Origin of the sequence: Litorivivens sp. (assembly GCF_041625495.1) — a bacterium.
In the GTDB taxonomy this organism is placed as follows: domain Bacteria; phylum Pseudomonadota; class Gammaproteobacteria; order Pseudomonadales; family Spongiibacteraceae; genus Litorivivens.
The window spans coordinates 1-20,453 of the sequence record NZ_JBFJTH010000001.1 but is presented as its reverse complement, the minus strand read 5'-3'; the positions used below and the strand labels follow the sequence as shown (position 1 = coordinate 20,453).

Below are 20,453 nucleotides of genomic sequence, written 5' to 3'. Positions count from 1 at the left end.
ATGTTTTCAAGAGAATGGTGCGAAAGGAGAGACTCGAACTCTCACGCCTTGCGGCGCTGGAACCTAAATCCAGTGCGTCTACCAATTCCGCCACTTTCGCAAATTCTTCAAAAGACGGCTATAAGCCATTGTATCGGCGGGCTAATTAACGAACAGTCGCGCTTAGCCCTGCAAAATTTGGTCGGCAATTGTGCCACAGCCCCCGAAGTCCCGCAAGTGAGTGTCTATCGCTAACTAGCGTGGATATGCCACTAGAAAGACCAATTCCTGCATACTTTCGTTGCTGATTTCCCGGGAGGCCCAGCTGGAAGGCACAAATACTGCCTGTTCAGGCAGCAGTGGGCATTCTCCAAGCAATAATTCACCCTTTACTACCATCAGTACCGCGTAATCTTTAGGCGAATCAAGCAACAGCGCCGCCCCAGGCACCAAGGTACAGCGATGCACCTCAAAGTCAGCAAAATCGACAATCCGCTCAACGCTGGCACCTGCGGCGTTGTAGAGCGTCTCAAACGGCGCCGACGGCGGTGCCTCGAGCTCCATCAGCTCTATGGCTCTGGCGGTATCCCAATGGTCCTGAGTGAGCACCTTTTGCGCAAAGGCGACGATCAGGCGCTCGTATACCGGGGTTTGAAACTCTACCGTACGCACGCCGTGCTGCAGTGAGTGGGGCGTGAGCGTCGGCACTTTCACCACATCACCTACTCGCAGCGGCTTTAGCGCAGTAAACCCATACATCGCTGTGCGCAGCGCTTGCTCTTGCTGCGTTAGCTCAACCGGCAATTGGGCCAGCAAGGCTTCCCGACTAACGCTACCCTCATCTTGGGCCGCCAGAGCATCCAGCCGGGCGTCAATATCACGACGTACATTTTCATAGGCCGCGACCGACTCCGCAAACGCCGCTCTGAAGCTGGCGTCATCCGGAAATTGAGCACGCTTTTCTGAACAGAAGCCAAAGCGTATCGCGCCCTCCCCGTCTGGCCAGGCCGACTCATCGATCGACGTGACCACATAGACTTCACGCTTTTCTTCATGCAACTCAAAATACAGATCGCCGAACACTTCCTCGGCCCGTGGTGCAAGGATCTTCAGCAGAATAATCCCTCGGTCACGGCCAGCGGCAAGCTGCTTCGGTAAGGCCGACAAAACCCACGGTAAAGGAACTGTTCGCCCCCGATGACCGGCCTGAGCCACACCGCGATCTTCCATTCCGGTATACCAGATCTCCTCGCCCCAGGGTTTGGGGATATGCACTGGCGTCAGCGCGATTGCCTGGTCACTGGCAAAGGTTTCCGTGTTCAGTGACTCGGCCAGGGAAGCAAGGTCACCGGTGTGACCCTCGAGCGTGGCACGCAATGCATTGCCGTCTTGAGCCACGAGAAACGCCACGCTGCCAGCACTTCGCTCATAAACAGCGACCAGCTGATCGCTCCCACCTTTACTGGACCAGAAGCGCGGCAATTGATACGCGATAGCGACCAACCCACCGGGCGGCTGCGCCTTTAACAAGGATTCTGGGGATTGTTGCGCCAAAAGAACGGAAACGGACATACCTTGAGCGTCAATTTGAATTCGGTCGGCAATGGTAGCATGCTTTAAAAGCCTGTCACCGGGCCGGTAAACACTGTAGAAACAAAAACGGGCCCGAAGGCCCGTTTTACGAAACGCTTCTTAAAATCAGACGCGTTCGATAATGGTGCTGATACCCTGCCCCATGCCAATACACATGGTAGCCAGACCAACGTTTTTGTCCTGCTGCTCCAATACGTTCAGCAGCGTGCCGGTGATACGGGTACCGGAACAACCAAAGGGGTGACCCAGTGCGATCGCACCGCCGTTTAGGTTCACCTTCTCGTCCATCACATCGAGCAGCTCCAGATCTTTAAGGACAGGCAGTGCCTGCGCCGCAAAGGCCTCGTTGAGCTCGACACAGTCGATGTCCTTGATGCTCATACCCAGCTTTTTCAGAATCTTCTGGGTAGAAGGCACCGGCCCATAACCCATTATCGACGGGTCAACACCCGCTACACCCATGCCGAGGATGCGGGCGCGGGGCTTGGCGCCAATGGCCTTGGCTTTGGCACCAGACATGACCAGCATGGCAGAGGCTCCATCGGCGATCTGCGAGCTAGTACCGGCGGTAACGGTACCATTGCGCGGATCAAAAGCCGGACGCAGTTCCGCCAGACCTTCCAGTGTGGTTTCCGGACGGATAGTGTTGTCCTCAGTCACGAGGATTTTCTTACCATCTTCGTCGTGACCTTCAATCGCCAGAATTTCATTATCGAAGCGACCGTTGGCGCGAGCGTCTGCTGCGCGCAGGTGAGAGCGAAGACCGAACTGATCCTGCTGTTCGCGCGTAATGCCGTGCAGCATGCCCAGTGCTTCAGCCGTCATACCCATCATGCCCGCTGCACGTGCTACGTGCTTGCTCGCTTGGGGGTTCGGGTCAATGCCATGGTTCATCGCCAGGTGGCCCATGTGCTCAACACCGCCAACCAGGAAAACGTCACCGTAACCGGTCTGAATGCCCTGAGCGGCTGTGTGCAGCGCCGACATGGAAGAACCACACAGGCGGCTGACGGTTTGGCCGGCGACCGTGTGCGGGATGACAGTCAGCACAGACATCATCCGGGCGATGTTCCAGCCCTGCTCCAGGGTCTGGTTAACACAACCCCAGATAACATCTTCGATATCCGCCGGGTCAAGCTCGGGGTTGCGCGCCAACAGCGCGTCAACCAGAGCGGCAGACATGTTTTCAGCACGAACGTTGCGGTAAACACCGTTCTTTGATCGCCCCATCGCAGTTCTGGCGCAATCTACAATTACAACATCAGTATCTTGGTAACTCATTGGTTAAGCTCCTGCACCAGATTATTTAAAGAAGGTTTCGCCGTTTTCGGCCATTTTGCGAATGTTCTCGGTGGGCTCATAGAGCTTGCCGAGGTGGGCAAATTTATCTGCCATTTCGCAGAAGGCCTTGGCACCCATCTGGTCGATGTAGCGCAGCGCACCGCCACGGAATACCGGAAAGCCGATACCCATGATCAGGCCCATGTCCGCATCTTCCGGGCAGCTGACGATGTTCTCGTCGAGGCAGCGCAGGGTTTCGGTACACATGGGGATCATCATGCGGGCGACAATTTCTTCATCGGTGATTTCGATGGACTTCTCGGCGCAATCGGCCGCCATTTTCAGAGCGGTTTCGTCCTCGGTCTTGCGCGGCTTACCCTTCTTGTCCTTCTCGTAGCGGTAGAAACCGATCCCGTTCTTCTGGCCATAGCGATCGGCCTTGAACATCAGTTCGGAAATGCCGGTGTAGTCGTGCTTCATGCGATCCGGGAAGCCTTCTGCCATTACCTCGGCAGCGTGGAAACCGGTATCGATACCAACCACGTCCATCAGGTAGGCGGGGCCCATGGGCATGCCAAACTTTTCCATGACTTTGTCGATGCGACGGAAATCCACACCGTCACGCACCATCATGTCGAAACCGGCAAAATACGGAAACAGAACACGGTTAACGAAGAATCCGGGGCAATCGTTGATTACGATCGGCGTCTTGCCCATTTGCGTGGCGTATTTCACAACACGCGCGACCGTTTCATCGCTGGTTTTTTCACCGCGAATAACCTCAACCAGCGGCATCTGGTGCACCGGGTTGAAGAAGTGCATGCCGCAGAAGTTTTCCGGACGCTTCAGGGGCTCGGCCAGACGGGTAATGGAGATAGTGGACGTATTAGAAGCCAGCACCGCATCTTCACGGATGTGCTGCTCGCACTCTGACAGTACTGCGTGCTTAACCTTCACGTTTTCAACAACAGCTTCAACCACAACGTCGGCTTTATCAAAACCGGTGTAGTCCAGCGTCGGACGGATGCTGCTCAGCACTTCACCCATCTGCAGACCGGACATGCGACCACGATCAACGCGCTTTGCCAGCAGTTTGGTGGCTTCGCTCATACCCAGATCGAGACCTGCGTCAGCAATGTCCTTCATCAGAATAGGCGTACCTTTGTAGGCACTCTGGTAGGCAATACCACCACCCATGATACCGGCACCCAGCACAGCCGCCTTGTTCACAGGCTCAGCTTTGTTTTCCCACTGCTTGTTGCGCTTGCCCAGTGCCTGCTGATTCAGGAACAGACCAACCAGTGCAGCCGCTTCTGGGGTTTTTGCCAATTTGGCAAAATGTTCGATTTCGACCTCGATAGCCTCATCGCGCGACAGTGCAGCATTTTTCTCCATGGATTTAGCGGCCGTCAGCGGCGCGGGCATGTTCTTGCCAGCCTGCTGCGCAACCATCGCCTTACCCGTGGTGAAGGACATCATGCGCTCAATGTCGTTCAACTTGACTGGCTCGAGCTTCTCCTGGCGACGCGCTTTGTAATCAAAGGTGCCGTCGATAGCTTTACCCAGCAGATCCAAGGCAGCTTCTTTCAGTTTTTCAGGCGCAACCACCGCATCAACACCGCCATCTTTCAGTGCAGCGTCGGGCTTCTGGTCATTACCGGTAGCGGCCCACAGCATGGCGTTATCGGGACCAATGACACGCGGCAGACGCACGGTGCCGCCAAAGCCGGGGTTGATGCCTAGCTTGACCTCAGGCAGGCCAACGCGGGCTTTTGAAGACATTACCCGATAGTCGCAGGCCAGACACATCTCAAAACCGCCACCGAGTGCAATGCCATTGATAGCCGCAACCGTCGGTACAGGCAGGTCTTCAAAGCGGTTAAAAATACCATTGGCCTCACGAACCCAGCCTTTAAGCTCCTCGTCTGGCAGCTTGAACATGTCGGTGAATTCCATGATATCGGCACCGACGATAAAAACAGACTTGCCACTGGTGACCAGCACCCCTTTCAGGTCCTTTTCCTGGGCCAGCGCTTTAGTGGCTTCGTCCAAATCCCTCAGGGTCAGTTGGTCGAATTTATTGACAGACTCGCCCTGCTGGTCGAAACACAGCTCAGCGATACCGTTATCCAGGAACTTGGCCGAAACGGCCTTGCCTTCGTAAATCATGTGTTTTCCTCACATCACTTGAGTTATTGGCTGCAGCGCAGCGTGAACACATCGCCGGCAAACCGGCAGTTGTCGAAACCTCGACAGACGCTCATCGCAAGTTATTGTCCAGTGCACCATCGGGTGGGCCCGGACCACAACTTATGTTTTACATGTAAACATGGGGCGCAGACATTACCGGAAGCTGGCCATTTGCGCAACCGCTTCGCACCCGGCCCGATCAACCCGTCAAGCACTCCGGATCAAAAGTGTAGCCGCCGTTAAGCCAGTCGCAGACCTCATCCGCTGCCGGATGGTCCAGCGCAGTATAGTCGGCTTCCAGGCTCGCTTTTTCCGCCTGACCCAACCCATCCAAGCCCCTGCGCTGAAATATCTCCCAATCCCGCGCCAGAAGGCTCGCTAACGCCTCAGGCAATAGCGACAGCGACTGGGCCCTCAAGGCATCCGCATCAGTGTAGCCCTGAAACAATGGTGGCAGCGTCCGCAAGGGAATTTTTGACAGATTCGGCTGATTCATCGGGTTGGCAAAATGGCCGGCCGCGAATTCTGCCAGTTCTGGCTGACGTCCGGTGAAAGCGTTTAGGTTCAGGTAAGGGGAGGTTTTACGTCCATCATTAACTGGATAATTATCCCACAGCAGTGCTTTACGCCCCGTCAGCCGGGTAAATTGCAGGCAGTCTTGAGCGGTAATTGTCTGGTTGATAACCTGATTCCCTGTCCAGAGAATACCTACACTGTCATCTAACCCTGCCGCCAGATCCTGCAGGTAGTGTTGCGGTCTTTGGCCAAAGACTTCATCGAGTACCGGGTCAAAACTGTAGTAGCTGGGACACACCGCTAGCTCGCCGGAAAATGCCTGTCGCACGTCAGCCATCACCGCGCACTGATTCGCCGCCAGTTCACTGCGATCACCGCGCATATCGTCGAAAAGAATCCAGAGAACTTCCAGGCCGGTGGCGTCTAGCTCTCGCAGACGATCGAGCAAAACCTGCCGATCGGCCTTGGTGTAGCCCATCTGCAAGCCCATCGGTGACAGGCCAACACCAAACTTAAGCCCCTGAGTGCGGCATTCCGCCGCCAATGCCGACAATGATTCCAGTGCGTTAAACGGCTCACGCCAGCGGGCTCGGAGCGAGGTATCGCCTTTAGGTGCGTAGAGATAATGGCTGTAACCCGCACCGGCGAGAAAAGCAGCCATGTCGCACCGATCTTCCCAGGACCATTGGCGGCCATAGAAACCTTCAATGATACCAAGCTGATAGGCACTCATGATTAGCGTAAATCAGCCCCGAAAATAGCGTTGTTCGACAAAGGGCTGAGTGCGCAGATGAATCGGAATGAGTTTTTTGCGCACCTGTGCAAATAACGCCAACCCCTCTTCCAGTGCCTGACTGCTGACATAGCCCATCGCGACCGGCCTACCCACGCTGGGACCAAAACCGCCGCTGGTCACGATGCCAAGCTCGTTACCATCGGCATTGACTATAATGGCACCTTCGCGAACCGGCGCTCGACCTTCAATATCCAGCAGGACGCGTTTCTGGTTTCCACCTTCTGTCCACTGTGCATTCACAACTGCCGCGCCAGGATACCCACCAGAGCGCTCGCCATCAGGGCGGCGCGCCTTTGAAATAGCCCATTTTAGATTGCCCGTGACAGGGGTCTTTTCTTCGTCAATATCGTGTCCGTAAAGACATAGGCCCGCTTCAAGGCGAAGGGAATCGCGCGCGCCCAGACCGATGGGGGACACTTCCGGGCAATCTAGTAAAGCTCTGGCCAAAGCTTCGGCTTGATAGGCAGACACAGAGATTTCATATCCATCTTCACCGGTATATCCCGAACAGCTTACCCAGCAATCGATACCCGCAATCGCGACATCGGCTGTATCCATAAACACCATGCTCTCGGTACCCGGCGCTAGCCGACTCATCACCGTACGCGCCATTGGTCCCTGCAATGCAAGCAGAGCTCGATCATTGAGCATCTGGAGCTGAATATGCTCGGGCAGTCGCTCACGCAACCAGGCAAAATCGTCGCTCTTACAGGCCGCGTTAACCACCAGCATGAAATGGTCACCACAGTTGGCAAACATCAGATCATCCAGTATACCGCCATGTTCATTGGTCAGCAGGCCATAGCGTTGACGGTTTGGCGGCAGGCTTATCACATCCTGGGGCAGCACAGTTTCCAAAGCCTCGGCAATACCGTCTCCGGTTACGCGAATCTGTCCCATATGGGAAACATCAAACAGACCTGCGCTTTCTCTCGTAGCCAGATGCTCTTTCAAAACACCGTCGCTGTATTGAACAGGCATCGCATAACCTGCAAAGGGCACCATCTTTGCGCCGAGTTCCTGATGCAACTGAAACAGCGGGGTTTTCTGCAATTCGGTCAAAACCTTCTACCTTTCTATGCCGCCAGCTTGAACAGGCGATTAAAATTGTCGGCCGTTTGCGCGACCACCTGATCGTAGGAGATTCCCTTGATCTCTGCCACGCACTGCGCCACCTCCACCACGTACTTCGGCTCATTCTTTTTGCCGCGAAAAGGCACCGGAGCAAGATAGGGGGAATCCGTTTCCACTAGGATACGGTCCATCGGTACGCTGGCAACCACGTCGCGCAAATCTGCAGCATTTTTAAACGTGATAATGCCGGAAAACGAGATATAAAAATTCAGATCCAGCGCCGCATGCGCCATCTCGCGACTCTCGGTAAAACAATGCAAAACACCCGCAACGTCGGGGTCGGATGCTTCGCGGATGATGGCCAGGGTATCTTCCCGCGCGTTACGGGTGTGAACGATGGCGGGCTTGCCGGTTTTGGCAGCAGCGCGCAGATGGTTGCGAAAACTTTCCTGCTGCGCCGTCTTATTATCTTGCGAGTAGTAATAGTCTAGACCGGTCTCGCCTATGGCGATGACGTTTTCGTTATCTGCCAGTGCGACGAGCGCTTCGCTGGGTTCAACGTTGTCGGACAGATCCAGTGGATGAATACCCACAGAGGCATAAATATCGCTGTTACGACTGGCAATATCAATCACCGCCTGGGCGTTGCCGCGATCGATGCCGATGCACAGCATGCGCTCGACCCCACGCTCACGAGCAGCGTTCAGTGCAGCGTCTAGATCGCCGTTATAGGGGGAGAGATCCAGTCTGTCCAGATGACAGTGGCTATCGATTAACATAATAGAATCCGTTGACCGCCGCCGCACAGGAGGCGATGAGACTTACATGGTGTGTGTTGCCCGTTCCGAGTCGAGCATACCCGCCAGGTATTCTTCAATCTTGCGGTTGGCAATGTCATCATCGCCAATAAACTGAACCCCAATTCCGGGGCTGCGATTGCCCTGTGCGCCGCGCGGTGTGACCCACACTACCTGTCCGGCTACGGGTATTTTTTCAGGCTCTTCCATCAAGGTGAGGAGCATGAATACTTCGTCACCTATCCGGTAGGGTTTATTGGTGGGAATAAACAGACCGCCACCGTTAATAAAGGGCATATAAGCACTGAACAGAACAGACTTGTCCTTGATGTTCAGTGAAAGCATGCCGCCTTTACCGCCGGGGTTCAATGCCATGGGGTTTACTCCTTCCAGATCAGACTGCAAGCATAACGATACTGGGCCTAGACGCCAAGCCCCGCGTTGGCTGACGAGCACACCATCGCCCAGCTCAACAACAGCGATTCGATGGTCAGCTGCCGATTCAACGCAACGCCTCGCTGTACTTGCGCCCGCAGATCCAGTAATTGTTTCTGAAAGGACAATATCGCCGCCGGCGGCCTATCCAGCCAGCGCTGCCATGCGGCATTCACGTCATCAGATTGCTCGGCCATAACAGCCACCAGCAACGCATGGATTCGATGGGCAAACCATTCAAGATAAAAGTCCAGTTCAACCTCTTTCAAGCCATCGATAACCTGCGACAGACTCTGCTCCCCCGCTGCCCATGCCTGCAGCAGAGAGTCACAGCGCTCACGCGCCGCCAGACCATCATTTTCAAACAGGACCTGCGCCGCCAGTGGCCGCCCTCCCGCTTCGCGCAAGCAGGTTTCAGCAAGCGCGGCATCACCCACCGACATTTTAAGCCAGTCCAGCGCGAGCGAAGCATTCGGGGTAGGAAATGGCAACTGCTGACAGCGGGATCGAATTGTCGGCAGCAGGCGAGCCGGCTCGTTACTCACCAATATTAGCACCGTGTCACCACTGGGTTCTTCAAGCGTTTTCAGCAGTGCATTGGCAGTGTTGGCATTCATCGCGTCTGCTGGATGAACCAATACTACTTTGCGACCGCCTGAGCGGTGCGCGGTTTGCGTTGAGAGCGCCACCAGCTCTCGCACCTGATCTACAGCTATTTGTTTTTTGCCCTCGGGGGGCTCAATGATATGCAGGTCCGGGTTATCCAAACCGTAGTGGCAGCTGCGACATTTTCCGCACGCACCCTGATTTTGCGGCTGCTCACACACAAGCCAAGCCATCAACGCCCGCGCAAAACGCAATTTGCCGATACCACCCGGCCCGGACAGCAATAGCGCATGCCCTAGACGGCCTTCACTGTCGGCACCCACCAATTGCTGCCACTGAGATACCTGCCACGGAAGAATCGCCTCAGTCACACGCGACCTCGCCTAAGCGGTTAAGTACCGCAACAACATCTTCGGCTACGGCCTCAACAGTCTGGCTCGCATCAATAATATGAAATCGAGCGGGATCAGCTGCCGCGCGCGCCAAGTAAGCTGCGCGCACCTTTTCAAAAAATGCCAGCGCCTCGTTTTCAAAGCGGTCAAGCTCACCGCGCGCCTGGGCGCGCGCCAGCCCTTCTCTTGGTGGCAGATCCAACAAAATGGTGCAGTCAGGCTGCAAACCGTCATGCACAAGCGATTCAAGCTCGGAGATCACATCCAGCGATAAGCCTCGCCCGCCGCCCTGATAGGCATAAGTAGCATCAGTAAAACGATCACTCAGCACCCATTCACCACGCGCCAGCGCCGGCTTAATCACTTGCGCAAGATGTTGCGCGCGGGCAGCAAAAACCATTAATAGCTCGGCCTTGGCATCCACTGATTCATCCCGGGGGGCCAGCAATAACTCACGTAGCTGCTCTGCCAGTGGCGTACCCCCGGGCTCGCGGGTTTTCACGTATGGGATGGCGTGATCTTCGAGCCACTTCACAATGGCCGCGAGATTCGTCGACTTGCCGACCCCTTCAGTGCCTTCCAGCGTTATGAATTTACCTTTCACCCAGTACCCTTTGATTTGAATTGTCGGCCCGCCAACGCCCAGTCAACCGGCATCGCCTGTGGCCATTTTGTACCGCATGGTCGAACTTACTGCGGTGCAGATCGATAATCTTCGCGGCGTTTTAACTGGTAGTCTCGCACTGCCTGTCGATGCTGATCCAGTGTTTCCGAAAATTGGTGGCTGCCGTCACCTTTGGCCACAAAGAATAACGCGCCGTCTTGCAGTGGATTCAGAGCCGCATGAATGGCAGCCTGCCCCGGCATAGCAATGGGAGTCGGCGGCAAGCCACTGTGACGGTAAGTATTGTATGGATTGGTAGCATCCTTGAGATGGCGCGAGCGAATATTTCGCCTTTCGTCCTGCGGCAATCCATAGATTACGGTCGGATCTGTCTGCAGTCGCATATTTTTCTGCAAGCGAGTTACAAAGACACCCGCAATACGGTCGCGCTCGTGCGGCTGGCCAGTTTCCTTTTCAACAATAGACGCCATTATCAAAGCGTCATAAGGCGTTTCATAAGGCAGACCTTCGGCACGACGTGCCCATTCCGTCTCAACTACCTGCACCATTTGCTGATACGCGCGAGACAGAATACCCACATCTGTCGCCCCCCGGACAAAACTGTAGGTATCCGGGAAAAACAAACCTTCTGGGTGCGCGTTCAGAGGTGACTCTACCCCGATCTGTGACCACACCGTTTTCTGCGGGTCATAATGCTGTTCCAGGTTCGGGTGATTGCTGAGATAATTCAGCACCTCAGCAAAGGTCCAGCCCTCAATCAGCGTAGCCCGGTATCGCACCACGTCGCCACGGGTTAGCAAGTCGACCAGGTCGTAGCTATTCAGGCCACTATGCAGCAGGTATTCCCCTGACTGTATAGCTCCTTCAGTTTCTGACAATCGCGCATAAAGATTCAGCACAATGGGCGGAAAACCGATCAGTCCTTCCGCCTCGAGGCGTGCGCTCATTTCGGAAAAACCGGTTCCGGACTCAATCATTAGCATATAGTCCGACGACGCAATATTGAGCGGCTGAGCCAGCTTGTGATTAGCCCACAAGACGCCCAGCGCACCCAGGGTCCCCACGGCAAGCGCCACTGCAAAACACCGCTTGATCCATTTAACCATACCAGACGGATTCCAAACCTTTTTGCAGTTGCTGACAAAGTCGTGATGACGCGTAGTGAAAACAGTCCAATTGCCGCACCGGCCACAGGCCGATCAGGCTGTTGCAGTAAAACAACTCATCGGCCTTATACAGATCATTCAATCCCAATCTGACCTCGGACACAGGGATTCCCAGTTGCTGCGCCAGCGCCACCACCTTGGCGCGGGCGACACCTGCTACACCGGCACGATCCAGACGCGGCGTCAGCAGTCGCCCCTTTGCACCCACAAAAAGATTAGAGGATATGCCCTCTATCACAGCGCTGGATTCTGACAACATAAGTCCTTCCGGAAACACCACGGGGTCGCGCTCACCACGCGCCAATATATTCGGCAATCGATTGGTGTGTTTAATCCCTGCCAGATCTGGCTGCTCAGGTAGCCGCGTGGTCGCAACAAAGCTTCGTATACCTTGCTCCCAATGCTGCCTGGGAGGCACGGCATAGGCCGATAGTTGCAGGTAGCGGTGGCAGCGCCGGGTTGCCGGCCGATAGCCTCGCTGCCCATCGCTACAGCGGCTTAGGCAAATTCGCAGAACACCGCAGGTTAACGGCTGTGCATGCAGCGCAGCCGCAATCTCGGCACTGAGCTTCTCCAAATAATCCATACCCAGGCGCTCACATCCTCGCGCCAGTCGCGCGAGATGCTCGTCAAGCCACACCGGCACAGAATGTCGCACTAGTATGGTCTCAAACAAAGCATCGCCCAACGACCAGCCGCGATCGTCCAACGGCAGTGCGGTGACAAGTCGGCCATTGTGCCACATCAAAACGTTGCCACTCTCAATCAAGCTTGCCGAACAGCAAACTGCCGTTGGTTCCACCAAACCCAAAGGAATTTGATATTACCCGCTCAATGGCAATGGACTGCGCGGTATGTGGCACAAAGTTTAGATCGCAATCCTGATCAGGATTGTCCAGATTGATCGTAGGCGGTGCGATTTGATCCCTAATTGCCAGCACCGAAAAAATTGCTTCAACCGCCCCGGCCGCACCGAGCAGGTGTCCGACCATTGACTTGGTTGAGCTGACCGCCAATTGGTGGACCGCTTCGCCAAACACGGCTTTGATTGCCCGCGCCTCAGCAATATCGCCAGCGGGCGTCGACGTGCCGTGTGCATTAATATATTGAACGTCCGCCGGAGTGACACCGGCATCTGACAATGCGGCCTGCATGGCGCGGGCCGCACCGTTGCCGTCTTCCGGCGGCGAAGTCATGTGAAAAGCATCGGCACTCATACCAAACCCCTGCAACTCCGCATAGATTCTGGCGCCGCGCGCTTTCGCAAACTCCAACTCTTCAAGCACCAGCACGCCGGCACCATCACTCAATACAAACCCATCCCGGTCTTTGTCCCAGGGGCGCGACGCTGCCTGCGGGTCATCGTTGCGGGTAGACATTGCTCGTGCCGCAACGAAACCACCGAGCCCCACCGGCGTCGTGGCTAATTCGGCGCCACCAACAACCATGGCATCCGCGTCACCATAGGCAATCATGCGCCCGGCCACACCGATATTGTGTGTGCCCGTAGTGCAGGCGGTCGATATTGCTATATTCGGTCCGCGCATGTTGTAGCGGATGGACAGAAGACCACCGAGCATATTGATAATTGCGCCCGGAACCGTGAAGGGAGACAGTTTGCGGGGGCCCGAGCTGTCGAGAATATGTCGGCTTTTTTCAATTAGGCCTATTCCACCGATACCCGAACCAATAGCGGCTCCAATTCGGTCCGCATTATCGTCAGATATCTTCAGACCACTATCGTCCAAAGCCTGAATGGCCGCCGCCATGCCGTAATGAATAAAGGGGTCGAAGCGCTTCGCTTCTTTCGCATCCATGTAGGGCGTAACATCAAAATCGCGAATGGAGCCACCAAATTGGGTGGCAAACGGGCTGGCATCAAAGTGCTCGATTGGCGCAATACCGCTTTTACCCGCACAAATGTTTTTCCAGGTCTGCTCAAGTGTGTTGCCCAACGGGGTCACCATCCCCATGCCGGTAACGACCACTCTTCTTTTAGACATTATTTGCCCCTGTAAATCCTGTTGCGTTGGCGCCATTTTCGCATCTTTTGGCGCCAGGAAAAATCTGCCACGCGGTTTTACCGCCGTAATCGCCACGCGGACAACATCACAATGCGCCGCCCGCCCCAGCAAAGCCTGCCGCTTTTTCGTGCGGCAAAAAAAAAGCCGCTCTATTAAACAATAGAAACGGCTTCTTGTGACCAGCTACGCCTTGACGGCGTTAGATTACTGGAGGTTTTCCTTGATGTAATCAATGGCCAGTTTAACTGTGGTGATTTTTTCAGCTTCTTCGTCGGGAATTTCGGTTTCGAATTCCTCTTCCAGCGCCATCACCAGCTCAACGGTATCCAGAGAATCCGCGCCCAGATCTTCTACGAAAGAAGCTGACTCCTGAACGTCCTCTTCCTTAACGCCCAGCTGCTCAGCAACAATCTTCTTGACGCGTTCTTCAATGCTACTCATGTCGTTATTGACTCCTAGTTTAATGAATCGGTATTTGACGGTCTTTACTGGCATATCTGCACTAACAGCTGCCGTGTAGAAAACCCGTATAAACTACCACCCAAAATCAGGTCGGCATTGTACCCCGTGATTTTCGATTTGTGCACAGGATTTTACTGAATTCGACCCATTTCTGACAAAAATATTAGTACTGACAAATGTTTACGCCATATACATGCCGCCGTTGACGTGAATAGTATCACCGGTGACATAGGCTGCAGCATCACTCACCAGAAAAGCCACCACACCGGCAATTTCTTCCGGCTGACCCAGTCGCGCCAGCGGAATCTGGGCGGACAGCGCCTGACGCTGCTCTTCGGGTAGTGTGGCTGTCATGTCGGTATCAATAAAGCCCGGCGCCACACTATTTACGGTGATATTACGCGAGCCAACTTCTCGCGCCAGGGCGCGGGAAAAGCCATCCATACCGGCTTTGCTGGCCGCATAGTTAGCTTGCCCCGCATTGCCCATTGAGCCAACCACTGAGCTGATATTTACAATACGCCCCCAACGGGCCTTAGTCATGCCTCGCAGGCAGGCCTTGCTCAGACGGTACAGTGAGTTGAGATTGGTATCGATTACGTCGAACCATTCTTCCTCTTTCATCCGCATCATAATGTTGTCTTTGGTTATACCAGCATTGTTTACTAGCACAGTTGGAGCACCAAACTGCGTATTGATCGCTTTGATAACAGCCTCAACCGAATCGGTGTCTGCCACATTAAGGGTCATACCGCAGCCCGCATTACCGGCTTCTTTCAAATAAGCTGTAATTGCTTCAGCCCCACCGTCGGTGGTGGCTGTACCAACCACGGTCATTCCCTGCTCTGCCAGCGACAAGGCGATAGCCTTGCCAATTCCACGACTTGCACCGGTCACCAGTGCAATTTTGTCACTCATAAAGCTCTCCTTTGACTCAATTGTGCGGATTAGGCACAGGCTTCCATGGCCTTGTCGACACTGGCCGAATCTTCGATATTCAAACAGTTCAGCGGTTTGTGAATGCGCTTGTTCAGACCGCTAAGCACCTTGCCCGGGCCACATTCAACGGTGGTCTCCACGCCGGCATCGACCATTGTCTGCACGCAGTCTACCCACTTCACCGGGCTGTAGAGCTGCTTGACCAGCAACTCGCGAATCGCCGCTTCACTGCTTTCAATCTTCGCATGCACATTGTGCACCACCGGCACGGCAGGGCTTTGCCACTGAATAGCGTTGATAGCCTCACTGAGCTTCTCCGCTGCCGGCTGCATCAGGGAGGTATGGAAAGGTGCACTGACAGGCAGCGGCATAGCTCGCTTGGCGCCCGCCTCCTTCAAAGCTTCTATCGCCTTATCGACTGCAGCGACTTTGCCCGCAATCACCACCTGACCGGGCGCATTGAAATTTACAGCCTCCACCACACCTGCATCTGCGCACTGAGCACATATATCTAATATGACCTGGTCATCGAGGCCTAGCACTGCCGCCATTGACCCTTCACCCACGGGCACAGCGGTTTGCATAAATTGGCCACGGGCGCGCACCAGCTTTACCCCATCGGCAAAAGACAGGCTGCCGGCACACACTAGCGCAGAAAATTCGCCCAGACTGTGCCCTGCCATATAGGAGGGCTGGGCGCCACTGCGCGCCTGCCAGACCCGCCACATAGCGACACTGGCCGTCAGCAACACCGGTTGAGTGTTTTCAGTGAGATTCAACGTTTCCTGCTCGCCGCTCTGCACCATGGCCCACATATCGTAGCCCAGGGCATCGGATGCTTCTTGAAATGTTTGCTTTACGACCGGTTCGCTTTCCGCAATCTCGGCCAGCATGCCGACCTTTTGCGAGCCCTGACCGGGAAATACAAACGCCAATCCTTTCGTCATTGTTATACCTTTCCTGTATGTCAGATTTAAGACTGTGTGAGTTGCTCTGCGATTCGCCGGGGTAGCTCCTGCTCTACCGCTCTGGCGGCATGGCGAATCGCGCTGTAAAAGCTTTTTTTACTGGAGCTGCCATGACTTTTCACTACCACACCATTAAGGCCCAGCAGGGCAGCACCGTTATACTCGTCGGGGTTTATATCGTTTTTAAAATCCTTGAGCAGCGGCTGTACAAATAGACCGCTGAGCATGCCGTACCAGCTGTCACTGAAGCGATTTTTGAGCTGGCGACCAATATAGGATGCCGTGCCCTCACAAACCTTCAGCGCAACATTGCCGACAAAACCATCGCAGACAATGACATCGGCGCGGTTGGTAAAGAGGTCGAAGCCTTCCACATAGCCGGTAAAATTGACTCCAGCCTCACCCTCCAGAAGTGCGGCCGCCTCGCGTACCAACTCGGTACCCTTACCAGCCTCCTCACCAATATTGAGCAATGCTACCCGCGGTTTGGCAGCCCCCTTGAGACAGGCAACCAGAGCAGAGCCCATTTGCGCGAACTGCAACAGTTCTTCGGGTCGACAATCGACGTTCGCCCCAAGATCCAGCATATAGGTATCGCCTTTTTCGCCGGGAAGTGGTGCGCACATCGCCGGACGCCTGATACCTGGCAGACACTGCAACTGGAATCGACTAATCGCCACCAACGCACCGGTATTCCCAGCGCTCACCACGCCATCAACCTGGCCGTCACGTAGTAGCTCAATCGCTCGCCACATGGAGGAATCCTGCTTTTTCCGCAGGACCACGGCAGGCGATTCCTCCATGCCAATGACATCAGGGGTATCGATAAGTGTAAATAAAGCGGGGTCGACAGAGCGACGTTGACATTCGTCCAGAATGGCTTGCTTCTGGCCAAGCAGTGTCAACTTTAGATGGGGGATTTCTGCGATTGCCTTGGCGGCGGCCGGAAGTGAAGAGCGGAGACCGTGGTCTCCGCTCATGGCATCAATCGCTATAGATGGCATTGCTGCCCAATTTTACTCGTCGTCTTTACCGGCAACAACTTTGCGACCACGATAAAAGCCATCGGCTGTTACGTGGTGACGGCGGTGAGTTTCACCGCTGGTCGAATCCACGGCCAGCGCGGGACCGCTCAGCGCGTCATGTGAACGACGCATATCCCGGCGAGACCGGGTCTTCTTGCTCTTCTGTACAGCCATGGCTAAATGCTCCTCAGCGCTTAATCGCTAGATTTTAAATCTTTCAGAACTGCGAAGGGGTTATCCCGCTCCTCAGCTCCCTCAGGTTCTTCACCGTACTTCACCGGCCCTGCGGGCTGGCACTCCCCGGGTGGGTGGTAATTCGTGAACGGCGTTTCAATAATCAATTCATCCTCTATAAGAGGAAACAGATCCAGCGGCTCTTCGCCAAGAATCACTGAATCAAGCTCGCGAGGCAGCGCCTTTGCCTGCGCTTCCGTCCAGACAATGCCCAGCTCAAACTGCGAACTGATGGAAATTGGCATCGCCTTCAGGCAGCGTTGACACACAACGAACACGTCGGTCGCCAGCGTAGCACTGATACGGTGGATTGATGAATCATCCCGGTAAAAGTGCATTTTGACGTCCACGTCTCCGCGTTCATCGCAGAGTCCCGCAGCAAAGCGTGGAAAATCACTGACGGGTTGGATGCCGGAAAGTTCTACATCAGTGGACGTTAACTTCCGAGCGTCCACCTGTCGGGGCAGAGGCTGTCTTCGCATAGGCGCGCAATCATAGGGCCGAGTCTGCGGTTTGTCAAAGCAAAATCCGCTAAACTGCCCGCAAATCAGTATCTTTAGGAAGATTGAGCGCATGCAGACACCGGATATCGTACTCGCCTCAGGCTCACCCTACCGCGCCGAGCTATTACACCGCCTGGGAATTAGCTTCAGCCGCCACAGTCCCGATATCGACGAAACACCCCGCAGCGGCGAAACACCAGAGGTGCTGGCCCGCCGACTGGCCAAGGAAAAAGCTTTGGCCGTGGCCCAACACTACCCCGAAAGCCTGATCATTGGCTCAGACCAGGTCGCCGCACTGGAAGGCAGCCTCCTCGGGAAACCTGGCACCGCTGCAAAAGCATGCCTCCAGCTTCAGGCCTGCAACGGTAAAACCGTTAGCTTCTATACCGGCCTATGCGTGACTGGCCTGGGAAAAACCGAAACGCGTGTCGATAACTACAAGGTCACATTTCGACAGCTCTCAGCACAACAGATAAGTCGCTACGTTGAGCAGGAACTGCCGCTTGATTGTGCCGGAAGCTTTAAAATGGAAGGCTTGGGGATATCCCTGTTCGAAAAACTGGAAGGAAAAGACCCCAACACCCTGATAGGCCTTCCCCTGATTGAGCTGATAACCCTACTGAATCAGCGTGGTATCGCCATTCCATAGTGACGGGCCAACACATCGTCGAGCTCCCTGAACTCATCGATTATCTGCAGCGGCTGCCACTTCCCAAGCCGCTCTGGTGCGTGCACGCCATAACTAACACCAACACTGGGCATACCAATCCGACGTGCCATTTCCAGATCGTATTCGGTATCCCCCACCATCACAGCCTCGTCGGGCTGAATACGAAATTCCTCGCAAAGCTCGTGCAGCATCGTCGGGTCTGGCTTAGACGCGGTCTCATCCGCGCAGCGAGTGGCTGCAAAATAGCCTGCCATATCCAGATTACCCAAAACCCGCGACAAACCCTTGCGGCTTTTACCCGTAGCTACCGCAAGACGGGCGCCGCGAGCGCGCAACTCATTTAAAAGCTCCTGCACCCCAGGAAAGAAACTACACGGCGTTTGATCGGCGGCAATAAAGTTACGCGAATAATGCTGCCGAACTTCAAGACGCTTCTGCTCCGACTCTGCCGGATACAATCGGCCAATGGCAACATCCAGACCCAATCCAATAATATTGCGTACCGCGTCATCGGAGGGCGCCGGCAGCTGCGCATCCCTGCCCGCCTGTTGCATACAGGCGACAATCTTCCCCGCAGAATCTATCAGCGTCCCATCCCAATCAAATATCACTACCATTACAATATCTTACGACTCACTATTGATAAATTGCTGGAGATCACTACTGAGCGGGGCCTCCACCTCAACCACCTCGTTATCCAGAGTGAACCGCAGTCGGTGGGCATGGAGAAACAGACGACGCACACCTCGCGCCTGAAAGCGTTGATTCACCTCATCTCGCCCATATTTCCGGTCACCAATGATGGGGTGACCGGCAGCCTGGCAATGCACACGAATCTGATGAGTTCTCCCTGTTACCGGCTTGGCCTCCACCAACGTCGCGCCTTCGAAGCGCTGCACAACCTGATAGCGCGTCAGCGCATATTTTCCATCAGGCGTCGCCTTGACCATGCGCTCGCCGGAGTTCAGCACATTCTTTTCCAGTGGCAACTTCACCTGCTCTTTTCGATTCGACCAGCGCCCTTCCACCAGCGCGAGATAACGCTTATCAACACCATCTCCTCGAAGAAGCCCATGCAAGGTCTTGAGAGTACTGCGTTTTTTGGCCAGCATGACACAGCCCGAAGTATCCCTATCCAGGCGATGCACCAATTCCAGAAACTTCGCCTCTGGTCGCATCTTGCGCAACGCTTCAATCAGCCCAAGACTCACCCCACTGCCCCCGTGAACGGCCAGCCCGGAAGGCTTATTGATGATCAGCAAACGCTCATCTTCAAACAGCACCGCGTCACACAACCGGTCTGACAGGGCATCCGAGACAAATGCCGGTGCTTTCTCGCTTGCCGCCGCCATTCGGACGGGCGGAATACGCACCACATCACCAATCTCGAGCTTAAAGTCCGGCTTCACCCGAGCCTTATTGACCCGCACCTCCCCCTTGCGCAGCAACCGGTAAATCCGCGATTTCGGAACACCTTTGAGCACCTTGAGCAGGTAATTGTCTACCCGCTGCCCCTCAGCCCCCTCATCTACGGTAACAAATTGAACAGCCTGAGGCCGCCCGGATTCCATGCCCAAGCTTCGCTTCCTATCTAACTGATTGATCGAACTGAACTTAACTGCTATATTCGCGACAGTAGCCGCTTGGTCTCTCGCGACATCCCACAGGCTGCGCACCTTTTTCTATTAAAAAGGCAAAGAGATCAGAGGCTCAGCAGATTCGTCGACCTGCTTCCCGAAGGGGGAAACGTCCGAGCCTGCAAAGCACTGTCTGCACTGTTTACCTACACTGTGGAGAGTAGAGAACAAGCCTGTACAAGCGCGAATGTTACGCTGCTTGTAACGATGTTAACAATGCGAGTGGATTTTACCGCATCGTTACCACGAGAGATATGAGAATTGAGCAAGCGGTGCCGACAGCATCGCGATGGGTTAATCGATCGAGCGCGCAGCCGACAGTAAATTATGAATAGTGAAGTGAAAGAAAACACTCGCGCCGATCTTATCAATCACGCCTTTCCAACAGATTTCAGGGAGTTTTCGCAAGACCCGCTAGATCAGTCCCAAGCCGTTGTAGCACGATCAGTCGTCTCCGGAATTGGGGCCTGAAACACTGCCTATGTGCAGGGGTTTGGCGCTACTGTAGTCTGTCTCAGCTCGAGTAACACTGCGGTAAATC

General features: G+C 54.9%; 21 protein-coding genes and 1 tRNA gene. 1 reads left to right on the top strand and 21 read right to left on the bottom strand.

Annotated elements, in window-relative coordinates; all coding sequences use genetic code 11:
• Positions 1 to 15: 15 nt before the first annotated feature.
• The 19 genes from ABYP39_RS00110 to ABYP39_RS00020 form a co-directional block, all read right to left on the bottom strand.
• A tRNA-Leu gene (locus tag ABYP39_RS00110) sits at positions 16 to 100 on the bottom strand.
• Between the two features lie 134 nt (positions 101 to 234).
• The gene (locus tag ABYP39_RS00105; protein WP_372780724.1) at positions 235 to 1,551 is read right to left on the bottom strand and encodes a hypothetical protein; all 1,317 of its coding nucleotides are present in this window, start codon (positions 1,549 to 1,551) and stop codon (positions 235 to 237) included.
• A 126-nt stretch (positions 1,552 to 1,677) separates the two neighbouring features.
• Positions 1,678 to 2,853, bottom strand: a complete 1,176-nt coding sequence (fadA, locus tag ABYP39_RS00100) for an acetyl-CoA C-acyltransferase FadA (protein ID WP_372747535.1) — start codon at positions 2,851 to 2,853, stop codon at positions 1,678 to 1,680.
• A gap of 21 nt (positions 2,854 to 2,874) precedes the next feature.
• Complete coding sequence (gene fadB / locus ABYP39_RS00095) at positions 2,875 to 5,022, bottom strand: fatty acid oxidation complex subunit alpha FadB (RefSeq protein WP_372780723.1); 2,148 nt, start codon at positions 5,020 to 5,022, stop codon at positions 2,875 to 2,877.
• A 220-nt stretch (positions 5,023 to 5,242) separates the two neighbouring features.
• A complete protein-coding gene (locus tag ABYP39_RS00090) occupies positions 5,243 to 6,292 on the bottom strand; it encodes a beta-N-acetylglucosaminidase domain-containing protein (protein ID WP_372780722.1) in 1,050 nt (349 codons plus the stop codon).
• Positions 6,293 to 6,304: 12 nt separating this feature from the next.
• On the bottom strand, positions 6,305 to 7,417 hold the full coding sequence (gene gcvT / locus ABYP39_RS00085; protein ID WP_372780721.1) for a glycine cleavage system aminomethyltransferase GcvT: 1,113 nt from the start codon (positions 7,415 to 7,417) through the stop codon (positions 6,305 to 6,307).
• A gap of 14 nt (positions 7,418 to 7,431) precedes the next feature.
• Positions 7,432 to 8,208: a TatD family hydrolase gene (locus ABYP39_RS00080; RefSeq protein ID WP_372747531.1), complete on the bottom strand. Its 777-nt coding sequence runs from the start codon at positions 8,206 to 8,208 to the stop codon at positions 7,432 to 7,434.
• A gap of 42 nt (positions 8,209 to 8,250) precedes the next feature.
• Positions 8,251 to 8,601, bottom strand: coding sequence for a PilZ domain-containing protein (locus ABYP39_RS00075; RefSeq protein ID WP_372747530.1), 351 nt, complete (start codon positions 8,599 to 8,601; stop codon positions 8,251 to 8,253).
• A gap of 47 nt (positions 8,602 to 8,648) precedes the next feature.
• Positions 8,649 to 9,638, bottom strand: coding sequence for a DNA polymerase III subunit delta' (locus tag ABYP39_RS00070; protein WP_372780720.1), 990 nt, complete (start codon positions 9,636 to 9,638; stop codon positions 8,649 to 8,651).
• Positions 9,631 to 10,263, bottom strand: coding sequence for a dTMP kinase (gene tmk / locus ABYP39_RS00065; RefSeq protein ID WP_372758330.1), 633 nt, complete (start codon positions 10,261 to 10,263; stop codon positions 9,631 to 9,633). Before tmk ends, ABYP39_RS00070 begins: the two co-directional genes overlap by 8 nt.
• An 86-nt stretch (positions 10,264 to 10,349) precedes the next feature.
• Positions 10,350 to 11,390, bottom strand: coding sequence for an endolytic transglycosylase MltG (gene mltG, locus ABYP39_RS00060; protein ID WP_372780719.1), 1,041 nt, complete (start codon positions 11,388 to 11,390; stop codon positions 10,350 to 10,352).
• Positions 11,383 to 12,195 carry an aminodeoxychorismate lyase gene (gene pabC / locus ABYP39_RS00055; protein WP_372780718.1) on the bottom strand — a complete coding sequence of 271 codons (813 nt, stop codon included), beginning with the start codon at positions 12,193 to 12,195 and terminating at the stop codon, positions 11,383 to 11,385. Before pabC ends, mltG begins: the two co-directional genes overlap by 8 nt.
• A gap of 16 nt (positions 12,196 to 12,211) precedes the next feature.
• A complete protein-coding gene (gene fabF / locus ABYP39_RS00050; RefSeq protein WP_372749435.1) occupies positions 12,212 to 13,453 on the bottom strand; it encodes a beta-ketoacyl-ACP synthase II in 1,242 nt (413 codons plus the stop codon).
• Positions 13,454 to 13,678: 225 nt separating this feature from the next.
• Positions 13,679 to 13,915, bottom strand: a complete 237-nt coding sequence (gene acpP, locus ABYP39_RS00045) for an acyl carrier protein (RefSeq protein WP_183409231.1) — start codon at positions 13,913 to 13,915, stop codon at positions 13,679 to 13,681.
• A gap of 201 nt (positions 13,916 to 14,116) precedes the next feature.
• Positions 14,117 to 14,854 (bottom strand): 3-oxoacyl-ACP reductase FabG, encoded by a 738-nt coding sequence (fabG, locus tag ABYP39_RS00040; RefSeq protein WP_372749436.1) that lies wholly within the window; start codon positions 14,852 to 14,854, stop codon positions 14,117 to 14,119.
• A gap of 29 nt (positions 14,855 to 14,883) precedes the next feature.
• A complete protein-coding gene (gene fabD / locus ABYP39_RS00035) occupies positions 14,884 to 15,822 on the bottom strand; it encodes an ACP S-malonyltransferase (protein ID WP_372749437.1) in 939 nt (312 codons plus the stop codon).
• A gap of 26 nt (positions 15,823 to 15,848) precedes the next feature.
• Positions 15,849 to 16,847 (bottom strand): phosphate acyltransferase PlsX, encoded by a 999-nt coding sequence (gene plsX / locus ABYP39_RS00030; RefSeq protein WP_372758327.1) that lies wholly within the window; start codon positions 16,845 to 16,847, stop codon positions 15,849 to 15,851.
• 12 nt (positions 16,848 to 16,859) lie between these two features.
• The gene (rpmF, locus tag ABYP39_RS00025) at positions 16,860 to 17,042 is read right to left on the bottom strand and encodes a 50S ribosomal protein L32 (protein WP_372750345.1); all 183 of its coding nucleotides are present in this window, start codon (positions 17,040 to 17,042) and stop codon (positions 16,860 to 16,862) included.
• 20 nt (positions 17,043 to 17,062) lie between these two features.
• Entirely contained in the window at positions 17,063 to 17,584 is a 522-nt protein-coding gene (locus tag ABYP39_RS00020; RefSeq protein WP_372750346.1) for a YceD family protein, read from the bottom strand.
• Positions 17,585 to 17,675: 91 nt separating this feature from the next.
• On the opposite strand from ABYP39_RS00020, the gene ABYP39_RS00015 reads away from it, so the two are divergent.
• A complete protein-coding gene (locus ABYP39_RS00015; protein WP_372764239.1) occupies positions 17,676 to 18,254 on the top strand; it encodes a nucleoside triphosphate pyrophosphatase in 579 nt (192 codons plus the stop codon).
• Here ABYP39_RS00015 and ABYP39_RS00010 read toward each other — a convergent pair.
• Entirely contained in the window at positions 18,230 to 18,892 is a 663-nt protein-coding gene (locus ABYP39_RS00010; protein WP_372764237.1) for an HAD-IA family hydrolase, read from the bottom strand. The two genes, ABYP39_RS00015 and ABYP39_RS00010, sit on opposite strands and share 25 nt — an antisense overlap.
• Positions 18,893 to 18,901: 9 nt before the next feature.
• The gene (rluC, locus tag ABYP39_RS00005; RefSeq protein ID WP_372749869.1) at positions 18,902 to 19,846 is read right to left on the bottom strand and encodes a 23S rRNA pseudouridine(955/2504/2580) synthase RluC; all 945 of its coding nucleotides are present in this window, start codon (positions 19,844 to 19,846) and stop codon (positions 18,902 to 18,904) included.
• Between the last annotated feature and the right edge of the window lie 607 nt (positions 19,847 to 20,453).